We start from the raw sequence: 22,226 nt of genomic DNA, 5'->3' as shown, positions 1-22,226 counted from the left end.
GCGTTACACCTCTAGCCTTGATTCGCAAGGGCGTAATAAACCCCGCTGTAACAATTGCTCTTCAACCCATTGTAGTTCTGCCGCGATGCCCTTAATTAAGGCTCGGTCAGAGTCCGGGCGTACTTGAGGGGGGAGAACGTTCCAACTGTAAGTTTCCACTTCCAGAACAGGCCTGAACTCAGGGTGATCGGCCAAATAATCGAACGTATGGAATAGGGCTTCTTGACTGCTACTGAGTTCTGGCACTAGCAGTTGCTCACTAAAGAGCGGTATATGGAAATGAATCCTTAATTCGGCACAGCTCAACAGTATTTCATTGGATGAGCACAGAGCATCAGGAAGATCCAACCAAGCCAACTGCTGCTCTTGAGTAGCTTGAGCTCTCACTTGGTGCAGATATACAGGTTCTGCAAAGCGCTCTAAGGTTTGGAGAACCTGTTCTTGAGCCGAGGTGCGATCAGGCAAACGACAAATCAAAGCGTTAGAGAGTTGAATCTTGCCAATGGGTACTTGAGCCTGCCTCAGCCGCTCTAAGGATTGATAGCAATGCTCAAAAACCACCGCTTGGTGGCACACATCAAAGCACAGGGCTAAATATTCATGGTGTGGATCTAAAGCTTGCCAATGCTGGAAGAAGGCGATGCTTTGGGTGGTATTTTCCAGTACGCAATCTGGCTCCATTTCCAGACAAAATACAATTTTTTTGCCGGTCTGTTGATGTAGCTCTGCCAAAGACTGAGTCAATTGGCGTAACAAAGTCTCTGCTTGTTGTTGCCGCTCCCCTGTCCAATAGGCTGCATATCCTAGAGGGACAGTAGAAATGACTCCTTGGGTACAATCCTGCGGTAAGGCTTCCGCTAAAATATGCGCCAGTTGCAGACTGTATTCTAAACGCCTCGGGTCAGACCAATCAGGCGAATAAACTTCCGCCTTTACCGCTGTTTTGTGGAAAGAACCATAGGGAAAACCGTTAAGAGAAGTTAAACGCACTCCCGTGCGCTGCAACAGGTGCAAAAAATGGGCGCGAGCAGAGCGTTCTTGCAGTTCAGCAGCCGATTGAGCACTAATCCATAAGCCACTATCCTGCGTATTGAGGTCTCGTTGTTGGCGCACTCCTTGAAAAAAGTGCTCAATCGAAGCGCAAAAATCAGCCAAATGGTTAGCGGGATGTACATTGCCGCAATAGCTGATTTGAGCTGGGTTCCATCCCATATAAGTGCTCATTCGACGACCGGCTCCTGACCGCGCAGGGCAGAATTATTCTGCCATTGGCGGCGTTGATCAATGGCTAAGGGGGTACTGACGATCTGCTTATCCATCTGCCCACTTTGAGCGAAAAAATCTACCGCATTATGAAACAGTACCTGTTCGACCTGAGCATCGGTAAAACCCGCATCCCGCATGGCCTGCCCTGTTTTGGGCACCTTAAGCGGATCGCTGATTCCCCAATCGGCGGCACTGTTTACCACCATTTTTTCAGTACCGTACTCTTGCAACAGCGCTACCATCCGCTGTTCTGACATTTTGGTATTGGGATACACAGAGTGCCCACGCCAACAGTCGCTCTCTAGGACGAGGGGCAGCGTCACTTCATTGAGGTGATCAATAATCACCATGTGTTCGGCGATACCTACTTCTCTGATCACTGCTAAAGTGCGCTTAGTTCCCCCAATTTTGTCACGGTGGGGAGTATGTATTAAAACGGGAAGATTGAATTGTTTAGCGAGCTCTAATTGGCGTGCTAAAAACAAATCCTCCTCAGGGGTGATGTCATCGTATCCAATCTCCCCTACCGCCACGACGCCATCCCTTCCTAAATAGCGCGGTAAAATATCCAGTACTTCCGCTGCGATGGAGGGACTGTTGGCTTCCTTAGGATTAAGCCCTATGGCACTGAAATGATGTATGCCAAACATACTGGCCCGGAAACGCTCCCAGCCAAGTAAGGTATCAAAATAATCCACGAAACTACCCACGCAGGTTCTAGCCTGTCCTTGCCAGAAAGCGGGTTCAATAACACCCAAAATCCCGGCGGCCGCCATGTTTTGGTAATCATCCGTGGTACGGCAGAGCATGTGGATATGGGGATCAAAGTATTTCGGCATAGTACATCCTTGGCCGTTATTTTAGGACACGATAAGACGCTCAGAACCTCGTACCTTAACAAGGTGATCCTGCCAAATGGGGGCTAGGCGTCGTTGCAAACAAAGATCTTCCAGATACTTACGCTGTGCTGAAGTCAATAAGGAAAAGGCTACAAGATGAATAAGATCATCAGATATTGCTCGATCAGCCGCGAGCTGTTCTTCGAGTAACTCCAAAGCTAGTTGATTAAGAACGGGGCCACGATGTTCAGCTAATCCCACCATATGCTGAATCTCAAGGCTCATACTCAGTGCTTTCAATATGAGTTGATGAAAAGCTCGCTCAGTATAATGGTGCATAGGATAGGCGTTATTTAATGCAATGGCTGCAAATAGTTGACTATTACTGGTACGACCTGCTTGTTGCACTAAATCTAAACAACAGCCGCTGTTATCAAGCCAATTTATTACTTTTAAAATGGAAATCTTTTCTTGATCATCCACCCATGCAAAGGCTTGGTGCAGAAATGTTTGTTGAGTATCAACAGGCTGTTGTATCAATGCTTGGGTTAATAACAACAGTCGCGCTAATCTAAGCGGGCTCCAAACAAGGTTATTGTATAACGATAGAGTAGGATCATCATTAAAATAGCGTTTACACTGACTGCTTAACTGCATCACCTTATGTATATCAGGAGTCTGCTGAATCTGATCTAAAGCCTGCTGCCACCAAGGTAAGAGAGCATGTTCAAGATGCTTAATAAAGTATTCTTGAAGGTCGATCAAAGCTTGATGCTTTATTTCTAATGAATTCTCTAGGTTCATGTTGGCTTGACCCAGCGCTGAAGATAAGGCAATGAGTAGAACACAAGAACACATAGCAAACTGCCCAATGGCTGATGGGCAAGGGTCAGTACTAATGCATCAAATAAGGGTAAAGCGGCAAGACCTGCACCAATAAAAGTGCGTACTTGGCGTGTAGTTGAACAGGCTAAGTAGTGCCAATAATTCCATCCTAGCCAACCTAACCATAAAGATAACACCAACCAAAACCAAATACTGTCGGCGTAGATTATCAATAATATTGGGCTTAACATAAGGAGCATCGGTGCATAGCTCAGTATTTGATTACGATGTTCTTGCCGCGCCAAATAAGTGAGGCCGCTGATATAAGTACCCAGTAATACTGCACATAGCCAAAGTAATTCAGGAGGAGCAGCTAAACTCGACGCAGCTGTTAGATATACCGCTGAACGACAACCTCCCATCAGCCAAACACTGTGGGTATATTTTTTGTGGCCCAAGTTATAGGCAAAAATTAGCCCTATTAAGACTAGGCTAAAACTCAGTACCCATTGAGGCTGATCCAAAAGCTGACTTAGGTATAACAGTACAGCCAGAGCCAGTGACAACAATATACCAATGGCCAAACCAACCTGCCGACGACTTACTAAACCCAAGATAATAGGACGAGGATTTTGGTGTTGCTGATCCCAGTCACTGTCAATGAAATCATTCAATAGCATGCCTGCTAAATACAGCAGTGATACTAAGGTTAAAAGGAGTATCAAGGCGGCAGAAGAGGGTATAGGTAATGCGGTAGTACTACTGGTCAGTAATAATGCGGCAAAGGTATTAGTCCACACAGTGGGCAGATTGGAAATACGCCCTAACGTCATCCATGTTTGTAGCTTCGGATGTGCGTTAATCATTTTGCATACTGCTCTGTTAGCAAGGAGAAATCGCTGGCGGCATTCATTGAAAGTTGCAGTAGGGCCTGCTCCATTAATGACCGCTCAATGTGGTGTACGCTAACTGACGTACCTATTTGATGCAGCATCGGAATAGAAAGCTGCCCCCCCAAGTGTTGGCGGAAGTCTTCTAATCCTTGTAGCACCTGTAAACCTCCCTGTGGATCTCTTAGGCTTAATTCGGGCGGAGATAAGCAAAAACCAAGCTTAAGCAACAGTCGTAATAAGCGTTCCGCATCAGCCTTAGGCAGTAGGCCAGACAGGGAGGAATAGACCGCATCTAGTGCCATCCCAACGGCAACAGCCTCTCCATGACGGAGTCGGTGTTGACCTAAGCTTTCTAATTTGTGAGCCGCCCAATGGCCATAATCTAACGGACGGCCATTACCACGCTCAAAAGGGTCGCCTCCCGTCCGTGTAATATGCTCTAAATGTAGCTCTGCGCACCGTCGAATGGCATAGCGACTGGCCTCATGCTCAAAAGCGGCAAGGGCATCCGCGTGCTGTTCCAACCATTGGAAAAATACTTGGTCTTTAATTACTGCCACTTTTACCGCTTCAGCTAGTCCGGCAATTTGATCACGTCGTGGCAAGCTAGATAACAGTTGAAAATCGTTAATGACCGCATTGGCGGGATAAAAAGCCCCTAATAAATTTTTGTACCCAAAGGCATTAATTCCGTTTTTGACACCAATGCCCGCGTCATTTTGCGCTAGTACAGTCGTAGGTATTCGGATAAGACGAACGCCTCGGTGGAAGGTAGCGCAGGCATAGCCTACGGCATCTAATACAGCCCCGCCGCCTATAGCCAACACATAACAATGTCGATCTAATCCGTGATCTAACATTTGAGCATAGAGTTGTTGCAATACTTCCGGTGTTTTACTCAATTCCCCAGCAGGTACGGGGATAGGATCGGCTAATAAATGAAGTGTTGAAGCATGACTATTAAAGTATAGGTAAATTTGGTATTTCAGCTCAGGAGCAGACTGTAATAATCCTGTATCAATAAAGGACAATATTTTTATTGGCGACTCAACAAGAGGTTGGGCTAGCTGTTGGTATAAACAGGGGTTTACTGGATCAAATATATGTTCAGTGAATACTATTGGATAGTAGTAACTGATCTCAAAACGCCCTTCAAGTAACTCTGATGAGTATCGAGTTGCTTGTTTTTGATAACTCAACTTTAAGATTTTTAATAGATGAGCTCCACCCATAAATATAATGGGTAAAACAATAGCTGCTATAACAGCTAAAAATAATACATCATCCTCTTGAATAAACGACCCTAAGGCACTGTAGACTAAAGCTACACCAGCATTAGCCAAGCTGGTTACTAACAAGAATTTTTTTGGGGGAAAATGCTGCATTCCGGCAGCTAGTACGGAAGCTTCCGCTAATACAGGTACACCTCGTAAACAGATTAAAGAAATTGTACTTAATTGCTTTCCTAGTCGTCCTGCCTGTTGCCATTCTTTAATACTGAGCCAGTTAGATAGAAGTCGGAAATAGCCCGCACCCAACCAATATCCAAGATTTGCACCTAGGCAAAGCCCTGTAAAAACCAGTAAGTAACCTCCTAAACCGCCAAACGAAGCAACAGCAAGCAGTGCTACCATGCTGGAGGGAACCGGTAAAATAACATCTAACGCCAGCAGTGCGATTAATAAAAAGGCCAACAACAGCTTTTGAAAGGGTTCAGAAGTAGTAGAGGATAGGTTTAGATGGGTGATTAGCTGCTGGATTTGCTGGTCAAACAAAAAAAAGCTAAGGATGAGCAGTGCTGAAAACAGCGCTAAGGATGACCAGAGGCTGCCTATCAGCCCCTCACATAATGAGGCTTGACGCCACGGGCTACGTTTCATCAACCTTCCTTCTTATCTTTGAGTTGAATTCCGTATCGTTACTGCATCTGTAACAAACTCCCAAGCAATATTCCCTCAATTTTTCTGAATAAGCAATAGGGTTTTGCTTCACCTTAGGGTTTTTGATCTCAATTATTAGAACCCTTATTTTTATTGCGGTACTACAGATTGCAGCATTAGGTATTTATAATTAGTTTGCTCAATAATCTTCGATTAAATTTTTATTTAAAATATTAAAACTATGTTTTTAGCGGCAGACTAAACACCAAGGTAACTCTGAACCGCTCAATAAATTAAATTTTTACAGTAGTTTATTTTGATCTGGTTTTCGATACGGCTTTATAAATAAAATCGTAGCAAAATTAACACTATAAAGTAGTTTAAATTATCAGCTTAATCTATACACAATAATATATTTAGCGAGCATTAAACATCTAAGAATAAGGACACAGCGCTGACCTTAGCTGAATGAGTCGGCACACTACGCTTGGTGCTTACACAGAGCCTCAAGGCATGGATCAAATTGGAGTTGATTTAAGAGAAGCCTGTGGTGTCACGCATAATTGCGATGTGAACACAACCAAGAATATTCTCGCGGTCGGGCATGACCATCCAGTTATGGAAGTCCTTATCCTTCAGGGCAGGAAGGATGTCAACGAATTGATTGTCTCCAATAGTTTCTGAACAAAATCAGCCTATTAGTGAAGTAGAGATAGCCATCAAGCCTCAAGGTGGACTTAATAAAAACCGCAATTTCGCACCAGTCCCTCGGATAGGCTGTTGAGCCTTCCAGAGTTCAACCCAACCATGTAAAGCAATATATATGGGGTTATGACTATACAGAGGTTCTGTTAAACCATAACGGATTGGAATATCCTCACGATGCTCACAAAAGCTGCCAAACAGCCGGTCAAAAATAATCAGCACCCCACCGTAGTTAGCATCTAAATACTCTGGATTGCTACCGTGGTGCACTTTGTGATGCGTTGGCGTATTCAGTACCCACTCCAAGGGACCTAATTTAGGTATCCAAGGCGCATGAATCCAAAATTGGTACAAAAGATTGAGGGCAATAGCCGCTGCGACCGCTTGAATAGGAAAACCGATCCAAACTAACGGAGTAAAAAACAATCCTGTTCCCGCCAACTTTCCTGTCCAACCTAAGCGCATGGCAGTAGCCAAACTCAACTGGTTCGGCGAGTGATGCACTAAATGACTGGCCCAAAACCAACGGGTACGGTGTGAAGCCCGATGAAACCAGTAATAACAAAATTCTTGCCCCACAAACAGCAGCACAAACGCCCAAAAACCTGACATTTCGATACTTTGAAGGCGGTATTGATGGGCCAACAAAAACAAGTGGGTAGTAAGGGATAAACTCAAGGCTAAATCCAAACCTCTGCGAATCAAAGCATCGGCTAAAGATGCTGTACTGGCTCGCCAGTCGTAGCTTCCCGGAGTACGATAGCTCCAGACTGCGCCCTCCAGCAACGCACATCCTGCAAGCACTAAAAACACTAGTCCCGAAGTAGGGCCTAAAAAACCCAGTGGTAATGGGCTCGAAAACACGGTGTCCATCTCAATGTCCTTGCGACCTAATAATCGGCACGCTCAATCAGCTTCAAAGAAAGGTTCTACAGGCAGTGGATTGGAGCGCGGTGCTAACGGAGTGCGCCAATTTTGCCGTACTGCTGCGGGGGTCGCCATCAGGCTTTGAATAATCGCCTGATACAAAGGCTGCTGTAGATGCTCAAGCCCGGTATGCAACTGCTCAAAAGCTTGGCGTAGTTGTGCTTCTTGCACATCAGGCTGACGGGCTAGTTGTTGTATCTGTAGCAGGGCTTGGCGACTTTCCCCAATCGCCTGTTGCAGCTCAGGCCTACGTTCTATTAAAGCTTGGCGCAGAGGGGCACGCATTTCAGGCGGTAAATTGCGGATCATCTGTAACAATGGCCGATCGGCATACTGAGGCTGCTCAGAGTGCAATTTCTGTCCAATAAATAAGCCAATCAGCAATCCATTTAAGCACAGTGAAAGGCTGAGTATGATGAGACTACGACTCATAACACTGCCTCCGGATGTAAGATCAAGTCTAGAACCACCCAAGAAAGGTTGGCAAGGTATGTGGTATCGAGATCGCTAGGCGCAGACCATAGTCCAGCACTGACTGCAACTCCTGTGCAGGTGCAAGCTAAGGTCATGCCTAAAGGCAACCAGATGGGCCTTAGCGTCTGATTTTTATGCGTTTTAGGGTAAGTTTGAGGAATACGCCTCAAGCGCTGTTGCAGGGTCTCTGGCAGCCGCTTAGGGCAAAGATGCTGTTGCAATAGTCGCTCTTGCTGATGGACTCTCTGCCATAGCTGTTGTGCTTCCGGTGAACGACGCAGGGTAATACGCGCCCACAGCGCCGTCGGCCAAGGCCATAAGTGTAAATCGGTACCGTAGTGTTTAAGGTAGCGCATCATTCGGGCTGATGACATGGAGTTGCTCCCAAGAAACTAAATGTTGACGAAGCCCCTGACGGGCCCGAACCAATAAGGACTCCACGGCTTTCGGCGTGACTTCCATCAAATCAGCAATTTCGGCCACCGACAGCCCGCTGCCGTAGCGCAGTTGGATGGCCATCTGTTGCGATTCAGGCAAGATGCTGAGCGCCTGTTGCAGCGCTTGGGTCGCTTGTGTCCAGAGCAATTGCTGTTCTGCATCGGGATAAGGGCAAGCTAACCAAGGCTCGTGGGGATCTAAGGGCTCAAAACGCTGATGTACTCGTTGTTTCCAATTCAGACTCAAATTTAGGGTGACTCGGTACAGCCAAGTCGTATAGGCGGCTTTTCCAGTTCGCCATTGCGCAGCTTCTTGCCAAGCCTTGGTAAAAACCTCCTGAGTAATGTCTTCAGCATCGGCTCTGGAAGTCACAATGCGCTGAGCCAAGCCCAATACCTTGGGGCCATAGCGTTCTACCAAGCGCGAAAAGGCTTGCTCATCTCCCTGAGCCACAGCAGCAACTAAAGCTTCGTCACTGCTGCGGGAAAAGAGTCGATTGAGCAGCTTCATCAGTGTTCAGAGGCTTGAGGCTGAAACTGTGCCCTAAGCTGCTCAAATTGAGTCCGCGCCTCCTCACGACTGATACGCCCATCGCCATCTTTATCAAGGGTTTGCATCAGTCGCTCAGTACCAACCTTAAGCTCATCGCGGCTTATTTGTTGGTCTTGGTTGGTGTCCAGATGCTGAAATAAACGACCTTGACCCCTATTGTTTTGTGTATCCAAATTGTTTTGTGCATCCAAGCGTTCCCGAAGGCGCGCTTTGGCCTGCTCTACCTCCGCCCTACTGATGTGGCCATCATTGTTTTGATCCAAGCGTTGGAAACGCTTAGCACTGGCTTGCTCCAATTCTTGGCGGTCTAAATATTGGTTTCCGTCTTTATCCAGATGTTCAAATAGGCGTTGCCCATCTGGAGCGGCAGCCAAAGCCGTGCCTGCACCTAAAAGACTCAGGCTCAGCATCAAACAACGAGTATAGGTACGCATCCGTTAAACCCTAATTAGTTACTATGCTGACTGCGGGTTTGTTGGCGAATGTCCTGTCGCTCTTGACGGCGTTCTATGCGTCGAGCACCTCCTTCTGTACTGCGAATATGCTCAGCAGCCTCCGCCGCTTTAGCTCGGCGTTCTTCACGTCGGGCCGCACGCTCTTCCGGTGTGGCATTTTGCATGGCTGTTCTACGTTCAATACGCCGCTCAGTGCGGTCATCCACTCGAGTGCCATCCCCTTCAGGCTGCGTGCTTTGCGCCAAAAAAATGCTCTTAGGTTGAGTATCCGTAGCAGCAAGAGTCACGGAAGCGTACAGGCAGAGTACTGGCAAAATAAGAAGGTGCTTGTTCATGGATTTGTCCTGTGTGGGAGAAAGAGCAATCACTGACTGCTATTCTTTAAACACAGCATGGCTAAAAATCCTGCGCACTTTGTTGAAATACTTTGCAGTGAAGTCGGCTCCACCATCCCCGCTTACAACGGCAGATTTTAGACCCAGCCAGATACAGCCATCAAATTTGCACTATTCGAACCCCTCCATAGTCATTATCATTTTTAGACATTTTATCCTTAGCCTTTTATGTGAATAGCGAATGAAGCTTGACGACATTGCAGCCTTTATGTCGGCAGTTCGCTGCCAGTCCATCATCCACGCCGCTGAATCCCTGCAACTGACTCAACCTGCGATTACACGGCGTATCCAAAATTTAGAACAGGATTTAGGCGTTGAATTATTAGACCGCAACACCAAACCCCTCAAACCCACGGCTATTGGTTTGCGTGTTTACGAGCAATGCCGCGCCATTGTGCGTGAGATGGATAATCTGCGCGAGTTAGTCGCCCGTGATACCCCACCAAGCGGTTCCTTGCGTTTAGGCATTCCTCAAACATTGGGCGACGTACTGCTACCCAATACTTTTGAACAACTCAAGCAGGTCTATCCTGACCTACAAACCCAAGTGGTAACAGGTTGGGGCAGTAACTTGATGGGAAAACTGGAAAAAGGGGAATTAGATGCCGCCACAGCCTTATTCCCTGCGGGAAAAGTCTTTCCCGAAGGAGTACTGGGTGAGGCACTGGGCAGTATGAACTTACTGGTGGTCTGTGCCCAAGACATGGCTTTTAAACGTACCGGCAAATTGATGGATTATTACCGACAGGGTTGGATTTTGAATCCAGACGGCTGCGGTTTTCGAGCTAGCCTGCACCGTACTTTGCTGGAGCAAGGCTTGGAGTTGCGGGTCAATTTGGAAACCTTTGGCATTGAGCTGCAACTGAGCTTGGTAGCTCAGGGTGTGGGTTTAGGATTAGTTCCAGAACCCTTACTCAAACGCAGCATGCATAGGGAACGGCTATCGGTTGTGCAGCTACGCGACTTTAAACCTGTGATTGACCTTTGGTTGTTACAACCTCGTTTTTTAGGCAACCTTCAAGGGGCGGTTGATTTATTTAAAGATCAAGTGGCCTCATCCTTGAGTCTGCCAACGCTGGTTGCATAGAGAAGCTAAAAGGAGAAATCCCTTCGTTTTTATCTCAACACAATATTTTTCTACCGTTTTAGCTGCATATAGTGAAACCATTACACTGGATAAATCCTAATTAAAGAACGGAACTACTTTAAGGTCATACCTCTTATGCGCATTGCCCTTTTATTTTTTGCCTATTTGCTTGCCTGTTTTACCTGTGCCGCTTTGCTAGCTATTCCTTTAAATACTTGGTTTGAGCTTGAGCCTCATCGTTTGATGGGGCGTTTGGCTCAGTTACTTATTTTGCTGGGCGCTTGGCCTTTTTTACGACTGTTGCAGATAGCACAGCGATCAGCCATTGGTTACGGTGTATCCGGTTCGGAGTTTCGCCGCTCACTGGGTTTAGGTTGGTTGATTGGAGTGGCTATTCTCTCGGCATTATTGATAGTCCTCATGGTACTGGAAGTTCGTATTCCTGATCCGAATCCGCCTGCTTGGCTTAGTATTTTGGGTAAGTTGATGCACGGAATCATTGGCGGATTTTTGGTGAGCTTCTTAGAGGAAACCATTTTCCGTGGAGCCCTGCATACCGCGATGCGCCGCACCAATACGTTGGTTGCTACCCTATTTTGGAGTGCCCTGCTGTATTCCATTGTGCATTTCATTGATCCCAAGCCGCTTCCAGAAGGCATGGAGTACGACCTATCTGGAGCTTGGTGGACCGTAGTTTACGCCTTGGGCCACCTCTTCCAATGGGAGCACCTAGATTCTTTAGTGGCCCTATTTTTTGTGGGGATCTTTTTAAGCTTAGTGCGTGAGCGCACGGGACATATTGGTTGGTGCATCGGGGTACATGCGGGCTGGGTTGCCGTCATCATGCTGGGCCGCAAAATCACCGACCATAATGAAACCGCCTCTTTAGCGTTTTTAGTCGGAGACTATGACGGAACCATCGGTTGGCTGGCTGCTATTTGGATTGCCATGCTTTCCGTTGCTTATTGGGTGCTAACCCAACCTAAAGCGGTTTGCACGTCTAATCCCTCCAACGCCCAAACGACTTCTTAAGCCTAGGTGATTAAAACCACTCAGAAGCTATACCTGCAAGCTGGCCTGAAATGCTTTAGCTGAAGGTCAGTTACTTTCAACCCCGCTGCACATCGGCTATATACCCGGTGGTGTGGGCGCAATGGCTTATAATACAGTAGTGACCCAACGTCCGACGGAAGCAGGGACATTAATTGCCTTCTCAACGGGTTCTCTGTTGAGTTTGGCTTTGGGGAAATTCAGCCGTTTTGATGAGACTGCGGTACAGTGGTTAGCCGCTGTAGGTGCCAGTTACGGTGCTATTGCCGTGCGCGCAGATTCGCCTTACCGATCCCTCTCCGATTTGGTAGCCGCCCTTAAAGCCAATCCGGCTCCTGTTGTTATTGGCTTAAGCGGCGCTATCGGTAGCCAAGACAAGACTGGATATAGACCGCACTCTTGGCCAAAGCCATTGGGGTTGATCCCCATAAGCTGCACTACGTGGCTTTGGAGGGTGGCGGAGCCACCACCACAGCCTTGCTCAGTGGCCATATTCAGGTAGCCAGTACCGATATTTCCGACTCTATGCCCCATTTACAGAGTGGAGGAATTCGAATTTTGGCGGTATTGGCTGAGCGCTTGGATAAACCGAGTATGGCTTCCATTCCTACAGCCAGAGAACAAGGGTAGACACCACTTGGCCAGTTATTCGAGGCTATTACCTAGGCCCAAAAGCCAGTGACAGCGATTATGCGTGGTGGAAGGATAGCTTCGACCAACTCCTAGCCTCTGAAAACTTCGCAATATTGCGTGATCAGCACAGGCTTTTTCCTCTCGCCATAACAGGGCCTGAGCTACAAGCCCATATTCGTCGGGAAGTTGTTCGTTATCAAGCCATCGCTAAAGACTTTGGTCTTATCCAGTAAAAAGCCAGTTAAGCGGGCGTTGTTTAACAGTTTATAGCGTGAATTTATTGAGGCGGCTTGGTTTTTAGTCCAATTCATTTCAAGCTTTTAGTCTTTGTACCTCAATGAAAGCCTAATGAAAGCTTCTTTTATTAGGCTTGGTTTAGTGGCGCTCCTCTTGTTTTAAGCCACGACCCATAATCCCGGTTTTGCCAAAAGGCATACCTATAAAAACAATAAAGTCTTTGAGGTCGACACTTCTATGAGTATTCGTATCCGCTTCACTTAAACCCTAAACAGCTTGTGATCAGAACGCAGAAAGTTCGTCTCTTTTTTATGGAGCGAGCAGCGCATTTTTTTCTTCATGCTGTTTAGGAACCCCCTCAATGCTCCCTAAGCTACAACCTAATCAGGTAGCGTTTAGCGCTGCTTTGATAATCTCAATATATTCTGCAACCCTTCATGCAGAGTTTTTTAACGATGCCAAAGGTACTTTGAATTTACGCAACTATTATTTGGGTCGTGATTATGACCACGGAGGCACCCGAGGTAAGGCTGAAGAGTGGACACAAAGTTTTATTTTGAATCTAAAATCAGGTTTTACTGAAGGCCCCATAGGGTTTGGGGTCGACATATTAGGACTTTGGTCGATTAAGTTAGATGGTGGTCGAGGTACTTATGGCACTCAACTATTACCCGTGCATCGAGGTAATAAGCCCGCGGATGAGTTTGGTCGCTTGGGAATCGCCTTTAAAGCACGTTACTCAAATACTGAATTTAAGGGAGGGGAATGGAATCCTATATTGCCCATTCTTAGCTCAGATGACGGTCGTGGTTTAACACAAACCTTTAGAGGCGGCATGCTCACCTCAAAAGAATTTAAAGATTTAACTATCTATGCGGGGCAAATGCATAAAACTAGCCCTCGTAATGATGCCAGCATGCAGCGTATGAGTATTGATGGTATTTCTGGTGGCCATTCGGATCGCTTCAACTTTGGTGGCGCAGAATACAGCTTTAATGAGGGGCGAACTATGGTAAGTGCTTGGTTTGCCCAGCTAAAAAATCTGTATAAGCAGCGTTATTTTGAGATTCGCCATACACAACCCTTAGCGCAGGGTGTTTCTTTAAGTTCCAAGTTAGGCCTGTTTGACGGGGAGGAAGATGGTGATGCCCGCGCTGGTGATTTGGACAACAAAACTTTTTTTGGTGTGTTTGCGTTAAAAATGGGGGCTCATACTTTTACTGGGGCTTATCAAAAACTCACAGGGAAAGATCGCTGGCTACAGGTCAACGGTACCAGTGCTGACCCACTGCCTAACGATGTGTATGCAGGCCCTTTTAACAACCCCAAAGAAGAATCTTGGCAAATTCGCCATGACTATGATTTTGCGGCTTGGGGAATTCCCGGCCTTAATTTTATGACCCGCTATATTGATGGCCGCAATGTTCACCGAGATGGCGCTACGAATGGCGAAACTTGGAGCCGTGAAAATGAACTGAGGTATGTCTTTCAAAGTGGGGCCTTAAAGAATTTAAGTATTCGTTTGCGTAATTCGACCAAGAGGGCAAATTGGGGGACTAACACCAGTTGGAACGAAAACCGCGTAGTTATTAATTACCCGATTTCGCTATTTTAATAAAGCCTTGTTTTAAACCCATAGGGTGTATTTGTTAGAATAGATTATAGCATAGCCCTTAATTAGCTCGACTAGGATCAACTCAATAGCGATAAGAATGAGTTATTTCGTTCAAACCTTCGTCGCTTTGAGTTGATCTATTTTTTAGAAATTGGCCTATATCCAAAAATCAAAGTTTAACCTTGGCTGGTTTCGAGTAGTTAATAAAGTTTTATACACTCGGCAATGAAAGCTGGTTGAAAGTTTGCGTTGCTAGCATGGGCTCGGTATGGAGTTTGCCTTTTCCAAGACAGCTTCTAGCCCACAATAAATACAACAGGAATCTGCTGTGACCTGAGTCCTTCTTTGAATTGCATAATTCATTAAGGGGATGGGATTTCAGTCATTTCCTTGCTTGGAGTTTCGCCCATGCTAACCCTATTTGGCTTCGCCATGGTCATTACCTTTATGACCCTGATTATGACCAAGCGGCTCTCTGCGCTGATTGCGCTGATTGTGATCCCCGTACTGTTTGGTATCGCCAGTGGCTTCACCAGCCAACTTGGCCCGATGATCATGAGTGGCATTACTAAGCTGGCCCCCACTGGGGTAATGCTGATGTTTGCCATTCTTTATTTTGCTCTGATGATTGACTCAGGTTTGTTTGATCCCCCAGTGCGCTTGATCCTCAAAATGGTGAAGGGAGATCCGCTGCGCATTTCCGTAGGCACGGCGGCGTTGGCTTTGATCGTATCGCTGGACGGTGACGGAGCTACTACCTATATGATCTGTGTTTCGGCCATGCTGCCCCTATACAGCCGCATTGGTATGAGCCCGCGCATTATGGCGGGATTGATTATCATGGCCGGCGGCATTATGAACATGACCCCTTGGGGTGGCCCTACCGCTCGCGCGGCCAGTGCCCTGCACGTTGATCCCTCTGACGTATTTGTACCCATGATTCCGGCTATGGCCGTTGGTTGCATCGCCTTGCTGGGGATGGCTTGGTTCTACGGTTTGCGCGAACGGGCTCGTTTAGGCGTACTGCAATTGGACGATGCCCCAGAAAATCACACGGAAGTCACGGTATCCCAGTATCCTGAAGCTCGTCGTCCCAAATTGATTTTGGTAAACGGCTTATTAACCCTATGTCTGATGGCGGCTCTGATCGGCGGGGTTTTACCTTTGCCGGTACTGTTTATGCTGGCGTTCAGTATCGCCATGATCATTAACTACCCTTGTCTGAAGATGCAAAAAGAACGTATTGCTGCCCATGCTGGTAATATTCTGGCGGTGGTGGGATTGATCTTTGCGGCGGGGGTTTTTACCGGAGTGCTCAGTGGTACCGGCATGGTGGAAGCCATGTCTAAAAGCTTGCTGGCGGTGATCCCTGAAGAGATGGGCCCTTATCTAGCGGTGGTGACTGCCCTAGTGAGTATGCCGTTCACCTTCTTCATGTCTAACGATGCCTTTTACTACGGAATTCTCCCGGTATTGACCGAAGCAGCTTCCCACTATGGCATCAGTGCAGTGGAAATGGCACGCGCCTCCATTGTTGGGCAGCCAGTTCACCTGTTAAGTCCACTGGTACCCTCTACCTATCTACTGGTTGGGCTGGCTAAAATTGAGTTGGGCGATTTACAGCGTTTTGCCTTAAAACTGGCCACGCTGATTTGCCTCTTTATTTTGGGTGCTGCGTTATTGACAGGCGTATTCCCGCTGGTTGGACACTGAAACCAAAACGTTAGATAGAACGGTTCTATTGTTTGAACACCCCAAAGTGGGTGTTCTTTTTATCACCGAGGCTTTTGTATGGAATGGATAACCAACCCAGAAATTTGGGTTGCCTTTTTTACCCTGACTGCACTGGAAATTGTGTTAGGAATCGACAACATCATCATGATTTCGATTCTGGTCAGCCGCATGCCCAAAGAGATGCAGCCGCGTACTCGTATATTTGGGTTAGCACTAGCCATGATCACCCGGATTATGCTGTTGCTGTCCATCACTTGGGTGATGCGTCTGACAGCGGATCTGTTCCATGTCTTTGGACAGGGTATTTCCGGTCGAGATCTGATTTTGTTCTTTGGTGGTTTGTTTCTGCTGTGGAAAAGCAGCACCGAAATTTTCCACGGCTTGGAAGGTGAAGACGAAACCAATAATCCTAAGGGTGGTGGCAACTTTATCGGCACCATCATTCAGATCGCCATTATCGACATCGTGTTCTCACTGGACTCAGTGATTACCGCTGTAGGCATGGTGTCCCATGTTCCCGTGATGGTGGCAGCCATTATCGTAGCCGTGTTGGTGATGATGTTAGCAGCCGGTACCATCAGCGACTTTATCGACAAGCACCCCAGCTTAAAGCTGCTCGCGCTGTCGTTCTTGATCGTGGTGGGTACGGTGTTGATCGCTGAAGCCTTCGAGGTGCATGTGCCTAAAGGCTACGTTTACTTTGCGATGGCCTTCTCGCTGGCGGTGGAAGCTCTGAACATCCGTATGCGTACAGCTCGCAAGAAAAAGGAATTGGCCGAAGGAAAAGTGCCGGAAGAGCCTGTCAAACTGCGTAAAGACATGCCGGGTCAGTAGTGAGTTTTTAGCTTAAAACCCCATTGCCCGGTTGACATACTGCCGGGCAATGCTAGGTCAGGTTTTTAATGTGTTTTATCTGAATATCCCGTTCGGGATCGTGCAAAGACTTATTCTTTAGATATTAAGTCTAGCAAGCAGAGACACTTAATGAGTACGCAAAGCAGGTATAAGCAGCTTGCTAACCACGGAAGGATCAGATTCTTTAGAATTTAAAGGGTCATACCACAGGTGAAAGGCATTGCAAGGAGCACAGTAACTCACTCGATTGACCCGACCAATCGTCTCCCGCATACCTTGAGTATCTAAAACCCGATCAAACGCGATCCAAAATAACTCGGTTATCAGAGCATCTCCTTCCCTAAACGCATTGATGGCCCTTTTCTCAGTAAATCCTATTTGTTGACCAATAGCTTTTAGTAACTTGCGTACTAAAGCATCGCTGGGGTGCTCGTGGCGTTCGTAATCCAACAGATCTTCAAGTTCATCTTCGGTGATAAAAAGGTCAGTCATCATAGAATCCCATGCAGCTTGTAAGAGCTTCTATGATACGTGAGCGCACGGGTTTATTTAGATTCCCATAGGCCTTCCGTCATAGAAGTTTTATCGACTCATAGTATTCTGCTCAATTCAATGATCAGAATAATGCGCAGTGATCCGCCGATACCTTTCCTCACTCACCTTTCTACAAGTGTTAGTGGTAATGCTTTGTACTACCACCCTAGCATTTTTATGGGAGTTATTTTTTCAGCAAAAAGCCATCTCACGCCAAGAAGCACTGGCCGCCAAAGCTGCTGAACACCTCAACCTAGCAACTATTACAGCAGAGAGCTTGCGCCAACTGGTTGACCGAGCCCAAGCCCTTGGCAAGGTTATACAGATAGATCTGCGGGGGCAGGAAGGCAGCAAGCACTGGAGCTTAGTGCGCATGCTGGCTGAAGATCCGGCCCTCAAGCGCATGGCACTCTATGAGCCCAATGGCCGTATGCTAACTGCCAGTCATCCCAATGAGCCAGCACAGTTACCAACGGATGCGCTGGAACAATTACGTCAGCATATTGCAATTTATGGTTTTAAACCCCTATTACCGAATCAAAGTTTAGCTACGCAACACACCAACCAACCCAGTTGGAGCCTGCCTTTTTTGTTGCCTTTAAGCGACTCCACACTGAGTAAGCTGGAGAGTATCTTGCTGGTACAGTCGGATATTGGTTACTTGGCAGGATTACTTCAACACATTGACCTAGGCAACAGTGGCCTGCTGCGTTTGCTAGATAGCGCAGGAGCCGAGCGTTTGCGCGTCAGTAACAGCGGTGTGGTTATGGCGGGTGAACAGCTCAGTCCCAATCTGCCAGATAACAGCGAGTTAGCGGGTAAATTTAGCCAATACAGCCTCGAAGGACAGTATCAAAGCCTATATCGGCGTTTACCGCAGCGGGGTTTTAGTGTCACGGTCAGTCAGAGAAGGGACGAGATCCTGTCCTCATCGCAACACATCTATGAACGCCAACTGTACCTAAACTTAAGCATGACCCTGTTGATTTTGATGGGTTTAGTCTGGATTTGGCGTGTATTGGGCAAGCGTCAGGAAGCGTTCTTAGCCTTAGAACAGGCCCAACAGATCAACCAACAACTGATCCAGCGTTTGGAGGAGGAATACCGGCGCAGCAGCCATGCAGCAGCTACGGATCACTTAAGTGGTTTATATAATCGTCGCCAGTTTATAGAAATAGCCGAGGCCACCTTAGCCAAGCAACGCAGTAAACGCCATCTGACAGCGATTTTATTCATCGACATGGATCGCTTCAAATCCATCAATGACTCCCTTGGGCACAAAGTTGGAGATTTGCTGCTACAGGCCGTAGCGGGGCGTATTACTCACCTACTAGAGCCGGGAGATGAAGCCGCACGTTTTGGAGGGGATGAGTTCGTCGTACTGCTTGCCGGTGATCGTAGCGAAGAGCAAATTGATACTTGGGTAAAGACTCTGGTCAGCAAACTTTCAGCAGTCTATGCCCTAAACGAGCATGAACTGAACACCAGCCCCAGTGTGGGTGTCGCTATTTGCCCCCGTGACGGGCAAATGATGGATGAATTGATCCGCTACGCAGACGCGGCGATGTATTCGGCTAAGCAAGCGGGGCGTGGCCAATATCGCTTCTTTGATTCTTCATTAAATGTCGCCGATATTGAAGAGTTTGTCTTAGAACAAGCATTCAGCGCTGCCTTGGAGGAACGACAGTTTGTACTCCATTACCAACCTCAGGTGCGCTTGGAATCAATGCAGGTTATAGGTTATGAGGCACTGATCCGCTGGCAGCATCCAGAGTTTGGCTTAGTCTATCCGGATCGCTTTATTACACTGGCAGAGCGCAGCGGCTTTATTCTTTCCCTAGGCTGGGAAGTCTTACGTCTTGCCTGTGAGGAAATGGCTTTCTGGCGCAGTCAGGGCATAAAAGCTCAGATGGCGGTTAATGTCTCGCCACTTCAATTGCGCCAAGCAGATTTCAGCGACCGTGTACTGAGCGAATTAGAAAGCTATGGCCTTGATCCAGCCTGCTTAGAACTGGAAGTGACCGAAACCTGTGTATTAGATGCCGAAGGACAGGCTATTGAGCACTTACAAAGTTTACGCAAAGCCGGCTTGCACATCAGCCTTGATGATTTTGGTCAGGGCTATGCGGGGTTTTCTCATCTACAGATGCTCCCTTTAACCCGTTTGAAGATTGACCGCTCGCTGATTACTAAACTTTCTAATACCCATAATGACAGCCCCATTGTTTCCTCCACCATTATCTTAGCCAAGCGTTTAGGCCTAGAGGTGATCGCCGAAGGTATTGAAACCCGTGAACAGTTGGTGTACTTGCGCTTGGCGGGGTGCGACATTGCCCAAGGCTATTACTTTAGCCGACCCATGACAGCCGATCAGTTACACAAATATCCTCCCTTCATGGATTCGATGGAGACAACATGCGCGTAGTCAGTTTTTGGGTGAGCTGGGTATTGGCATTGATGCTATCTAGCATGGCCCAAGCCCAATGCACTCAGCAGAGTTTACGTATCTCGGTTATACCTAAAAAAAGTATGGAAGCACTGATCCGTGATTATCAGCCGCTGCTGGCCTATCTCAGTAATGTTTTAGGAATACCAGCAGAGATTGTGGCTGCCTCCTCTTATGAAAGCGTAGTGGATGCGATTGTTTCCGGTGGTGTGGATATCGCCTTTCTGGGCCCGGCTTCTTATTTGCTGGCCTACCAACGTGATCCACACATTGAGCCTTTTGCTAGCTTGACCATCAATCGAGGCTATTTCACTCCCGCAGGGCACCATTACCAAGCCTTACTGCTAACCCCCCTTGAGCAAGCCAGTAATCTGGAAGCACTGCGGAACAAGCGAGTAGCTTTGAGTGATCCTGCCAGTACCTCGGGTAGTATGGTGCCTAATGTTGAGTTTTCTGCCCAAGTAGGTATGCCCCTGACACAGTTTTTTAGTTCTGTGGTCTATACCGGCTCCCACGATAAGTCACTGGATGCTTTGTTAGAGGGTCGGGTAGAGGCAGCTTTTGTGGCCAGTGTACGCGCTGATGCCTATCTCAATACTGGCCGCATTTCGGCCAGTACCTTCAATGTGCTTTGGCGTTCAGAGCGCATTTACTACGATCCTTATGTATTTAGCAGTGGCCTTTGTTCTGAATACAAAGCTCGCATTCGTAGTGCCATACTCGGCGATCCACAGGCTTTAGCTGGGTTTTTAACCTCTCAAGATGCCACCGGCTTTACTTCGGTCAGTCACGCTGAATACGAACCGCTCTTGCGGATCATGCAAACAAAATCCACTCCTTCAATGCCCTGAGCCATTTTTTCTATTGCGCACTTTAGAAGTATCTTTCATTGCAGTATAGCGAACCCACTCGGTGAGTCATGACACCAGATCCATCAAAATTCAAAAGTGATTCATACCTCCTTACTTTGGGAGCAAACGCTTAAGTTAGTCTAAAAATAAACCTCCAAATGAAATACATAACAACTCATCAAGATAACTAATAGTTTGGTTAATCCATTTTTTAAAAACAAATATTTGTACTAAGAATAATATATTTATAAAGATTAAAAATAACTAAATATTTGTTTTAAAGAAAACAAACAAAATATTTATTTTGTCGTTAGCATAAAAACAACAAATTATATCCTATTGTTTTACAACGATTTTTATGTTGTTTTTATATAAAAATCTCTTTTACACGCATGGCATATGACTTGCTCTGTACTTAGGTACCGAATTAGCCATTCTTAGAAGAGATATCCCAAATGCCTTATAAAATTAACGGTTCTGAATGTACTGCTTGCGCTGCTTGTGCCTCTGAGTGCCCAAACGATGCGATTTATGAAAAGGGCAGCGTTTACGCCATTAATTCTGAGCTGTGCACTGAGTGCGTGGGCGATCACGATGAAGCCCAATGCGTCATCAACTGCCCTGTGGATTGCATTCGCGTCGATAAAAGCTTACCGCGTTATCAAGCCTAATTAAGGAGCAGTGCTCTTATGCATTCTGTCGTTTGTATTAAGCAGGTGCCGGATTCCGCCCAAATTCGGGTGCATCCGGTCACCAACACCATCATGCGCCAAGGGGTTCCAGCCATCATCAACCCCTATGATCTGTTTGCGCTGGAAGAAGCCCTGCGCCTGAAAGATCAGTTGGGTGGCACTGTGACCGTGATCACCATGGGCCCGCCCATGGCTGAAGCGGCACTGCGTAAGTGCTTATCCTTCGGAGCGGATGATGCCATTTTGATCTCCGATCGTGCGTTTGCCGGTTCCGATACGCTGGCGACTTCCTACGCTCTGAGTGCTGCTATTCGCAAGATCATGGAAGACATGCAAGTGGACCTGATCTTCACCGGCAAGCAAACTATCGACGGAGACACGGCTCAAGTGGGGCCAGGCATCGCTAAACGTCTGGATTACCAATTGCTGACCTATGTGTCCAAGGTGGTTGAGGTTAATCCTCAGAAGAAAGAAATTCTGGTCGAGCGCCGTGCTGAAGGTGGTGTACAACTGCTGAAAACCAGCACCCCTTGCCTGATCACCATGCTCGAAGGCACCAACGAAATGCGTTTCGGAGATCTGGACGATCTGTTCCGTGCAGCACGTCATGAGCTCAAAGTATGGAACCGCGAACAGGCCGGTATCGACGAAGCCGAGATGGTAGGCCTGAAAGGCAGCCCAACGGTGGTGAGTAAGGTGTTTGCGCCCAAGCCTCGCAGCAAACGCGCAGAAATGATCGAAGTTCACGACGGCAATCCTAAGGATTTAGCCATCACCCTACTGGCTAAAGTCTTTACCCAGCATCCCAAGCTGGAACAAGAAATTGCCAAGCGCGCCCTCTAA

General features: G+C 47.1%; 21 protein-coding genes and 1 pseudogene. 10 read left to right on the top strand and 12 right to left on the bottom strand.

The genetic code is table 11. From position 1 onward, the window contains the following. Nucleotides 1-3 precede the first annotated feature (3 nt). The 11 genes from eboE to LX59_RS07385 all read right to left on the bottom strand — a co-directional run bounded on the left by eboE (nt 4) and on the right by LX59_RS07385 (nt 9,589). On the bottom strand, nt 4-1,224 hold the full coding sequence (eboE, locus tag LX59_RS07435) for a metabolite traffic protein EboE (RefSeq protein WP_144571215.1): 1,221 nt from the start codon (nt 1,222-1,224) through the stop codon (nt 4-6). Next, nucleotides 1,221-2,105 carry a TatD family hydrolase gene (locus LX59_RS07430; protein ID WP_144571214.1) on the bottom strand — a complete coding sequence of 295 codons (885 nt, stop codon included), beginning with the start codon at nt 2,103-2,105 and terminating at the stop codon, nt 1,221-1,223. The genes eboE and LX59_RS07430 overlap by 4 nt, the downstream gene beginning before the upstream one ends. Before the next feature lie 21 nt (nt 2,106-2,126). Further along, nucleotides 2,127-2,909: an EboA domain-containing protein gene (locus LX59_RS07425; RefSeq protein ID WP_170234346.1), complete on the bottom strand. Its 783-nt coding sequence runs from the start codon at nt 2,907-2,909 to the stop codon at nt 2,127-2,129. Then, nucleotides 2,906-3,796: a UbiA family prenyltransferase gene (locus tag LX59_RS07420; RefSeq protein ID WP_144571213.1), complete on the bottom strand. Its 891-nt coding sequence runs from the start codon at nt 3,794-3,796 to the stop codon at nt 2,906-2,908. Before LX59_RS07420 ends, LX59_RS07425 begins: the two co-directional genes overlap by 4 nt. Then, on the bottom strand, nt 3,793-5,703 hold the full coding sequence (locus LX59_RS07415; protein WP_144571212.1) for a 3-dehydroquinate synthase: 1,911 nt from the start codon (nt 5,701-5,703) through the stop codon (nt 3,793-3,795). The genes LX59_RS07420 and LX59_RS07415 overlap by 4 nt, the downstream gene beginning before the upstream one ends. Nucleotides 5,704-6,429: 726 nt before the next feature. Beyond that, complete coding sequence (locus LX59_RS07410; protein ID WP_144571211.1) at nt 6,430-7,281, bottom strand: sterol desaturase family protein; 852 nt, start codon at nt 7,279-7,281, stop codon at nt 6,430-6,432. Between the two features lie 33 nt (nt 7,282-7,314). After that, a complete protein-coding gene (locus LX59_RS07405; RefSeq protein WP_144571210.1) occupies nt 7,315-7,767 on the bottom strand; it encodes a periplasmic heavy metal sensor in 453 nt (150 codons plus the stop codon). Further along, nucleotides 7,764-8,183, bottom strand: a complete 420-nt coding sequence (locus LX59_RS07400) for a hypothetical protein (protein WP_144571209.1) — start codon at nt 8,181-8,183, stop codon at nt 7,764-7,766. Before LX59_RS07400 ends, LX59_RS07405 begins: the two co-directional genes overlap by 4 nt. Beyond that, nucleotides 8,152-8,757, bottom strand: coding sequence for a sigma-70 family RNA polymerase sigma factor (locus tag LX59_RS07395; RefSeq protein ID WP_144571208.1), 606 nt, complete (start codon nt 8,755-8,757; stop codon nt 8,152-8,154). The genes LX59_RS07400 and LX59_RS07395 overlap by 32 nt, the downstream gene beginning before the upstream one ends. Then, entirely contained in the window at nt 8,757-9,233 is a 477-nt protein-coding gene (locus LX59_RS07390) for an EF-hand domain-containing protein (RefSeq protein WP_144571207.1), read from the bottom strand. Before LX59_RS07390 ends, LX59_RS07395 begins: the two co-directional genes overlap by 1 nt. Nucleotides 9,234-9,247: 14 nt before the next feature. Next, entirely contained in the window at nt 9,248-9,589 is a 342-nt protein-coding gene (locus tag LX59_RS07385) for a hypothetical protein (protein WP_144571206.1), read from the bottom strand. 241 nt (nt 9,590-9,830) lie between these two features. Between LX59_RS07385 and LX59_RS07380 the strand changes: the two genes are divergently transcribed. The 6 genes and pseudogenes from LX59_RS07380 (at nt 9,831) to LX59_RS07355 (ending at nt 16,839) form a co-directional block, all read left to right on the top strand. Then, nucleotides 9,831-10,736 (top strand): LysR family transcriptional regulator, encoded by a 906-nt coding sequence (locus tag LX59_RS07380; protein ID WP_144571205.1) that lies wholly within the window; start codon nt 9,831-9,833, stop codon nt 10,734-10,736. A gap of 135 nt (nt 10,737-10,871) precedes the next feature. Beyond that, a complete protein-coding gene (locus LX59_RS07375) occupies nt 10,872-11,768 on the top strand; it encodes a CPBP family intramembrane glutamic endopeptidase (RefSeq protein ID WP_144571204.1) in 897 nt (298 codons plus the stop codon). 31 nt (nt 11,769-11,799) lie between these two features. Further along, nucleotides 11,800-12,652 (top strand): annotated as a pseudogene (locus tag LX59_RS07370) (tripartite tricarboxylate transporter substrate-binding protein); the annotation flags it as partial. Between the two features lie 365 nt (nt 12,653-13,017). Next, on the top strand, nt 13,018-14,271 hold the full coding sequence (locus LX59_RS07365; protein ID WP_144571203.1) for an OprD family porin: 1,254 nt from the start codon (nt 13,018-13,020) through the stop codon (nt 14,269-14,271). Nucleotides 14,272-14,679: 408 nt separating this feature from the next. After that, on the top strand, nt 14,680-15,984 hold the full coding sequence (locus LX59_RS07360; protein WP_144571202.1) for a CitMHS family transporter: 1,305 nt from the start codon (nt 14,680-14,682) through the stop codon (nt 15,982-15,984). A gap of 78 nt (nt 15,985-16,062) precedes the next feature. Next, the gene (locus LX59_RS07355) at nt 16,063-16,839 is read left to right on the top strand and encodes a TerC family protein (protein WP_144571201.1); all 777 of its coding nucleotides are present in this window, start codon (nt 16,063-16,065) and stop codon (nt 16,837-16,839) included. A gap of 147 nt (nt 16,840-16,986) precedes the next feature. Here the strand turns inward: LX59_RS07355 and LX59_RS07350 are convergent, their stop codons facing one another. Further along, nucleotides 16,987-17,352 (bottom strand): hypothetical protein, encoded by a 366-nt coding sequence (locus LX59_RS07350; RefSeq protein WP_144571200.1) that lies wholly within the window; start codon nt 17,350-17,352, stop codon nt 16,987-16,989. Between the two features lie 139 nt (nt 17,353-17,491). Between LX59_RS07350 and LX59_RS07345 the strand changes: the two genes are divergently transcribed. The 4 genes from LX59_RS07345 to LX59_RS07330 all read left to right on the top strand — a co-directional run bounded on the left by LX59_RS07345 (nt 17,492) and on the right by LX59_RS07330 (nt 22,226). After that, nucleotides 17,492-19,819: a putative bifunctional diguanylate cyclase/phosphodiesterase gene (locus tag LX59_RS07345; RefSeq protein ID WP_144571199.1), complete on the top strand. Its 2,328-nt coding sequence runs from the start codon at nt 17,492-17,494 to the stop codon at nt 19,817-19,819. Further along, nucleotides 19,810-20,691, top strand: a complete 882-nt coding sequence (locus tag LX59_RS07340; protein WP_144571198.1) for a phosphate/phosphite/phosphonate ABC transporter substrate-binding protein — start codon at nt 19,810-19,812, stop codon at nt 20,689-20,691. Before LX59_RS07345 ends, LX59_RS07340 begins: the two co-directional genes overlap by 10 nt. Before the next feature lie 455 nt (nt 20,692-21,146). Beyond that, nucleotides 21,147-21,362 (top strand): 4Fe-4S binding protein, encoded by a 216-nt coding sequence (locus LX59_RS07335; RefSeq protein WP_144571197.1) that lies wholly within the window; start codon nt 21,147-21,149, stop codon nt 21,360-21,362. A gap of 18 nt (nt 21,363-21,380) precedes the next feature. After that, nucleotides 21,381-22,226, top strand: a complete 846-nt coding sequence (locus LX59_RS07330) for an electron transfer flavoprotein subunit beta/FixA family protein (RefSeq protein ID WP_144571196.1) — start codon at nt 21,381-21,383, stop codon at nt 22,224-22,226.

The organism is Azomonas agilis, assembly GCF_007830255.1.
Taxonomy (GTDB): domain Bacteria; phylum Pseudomonadota; class Gammaproteobacteria; order Pseudomonadales; family Pseudomonadaceae; genus Azomonas; species Azomonas agilis.
Note: the sequence above shows the minus strand (reverse complement) of the source record. Positions and strands in the feature narration are given on the sequence as shown.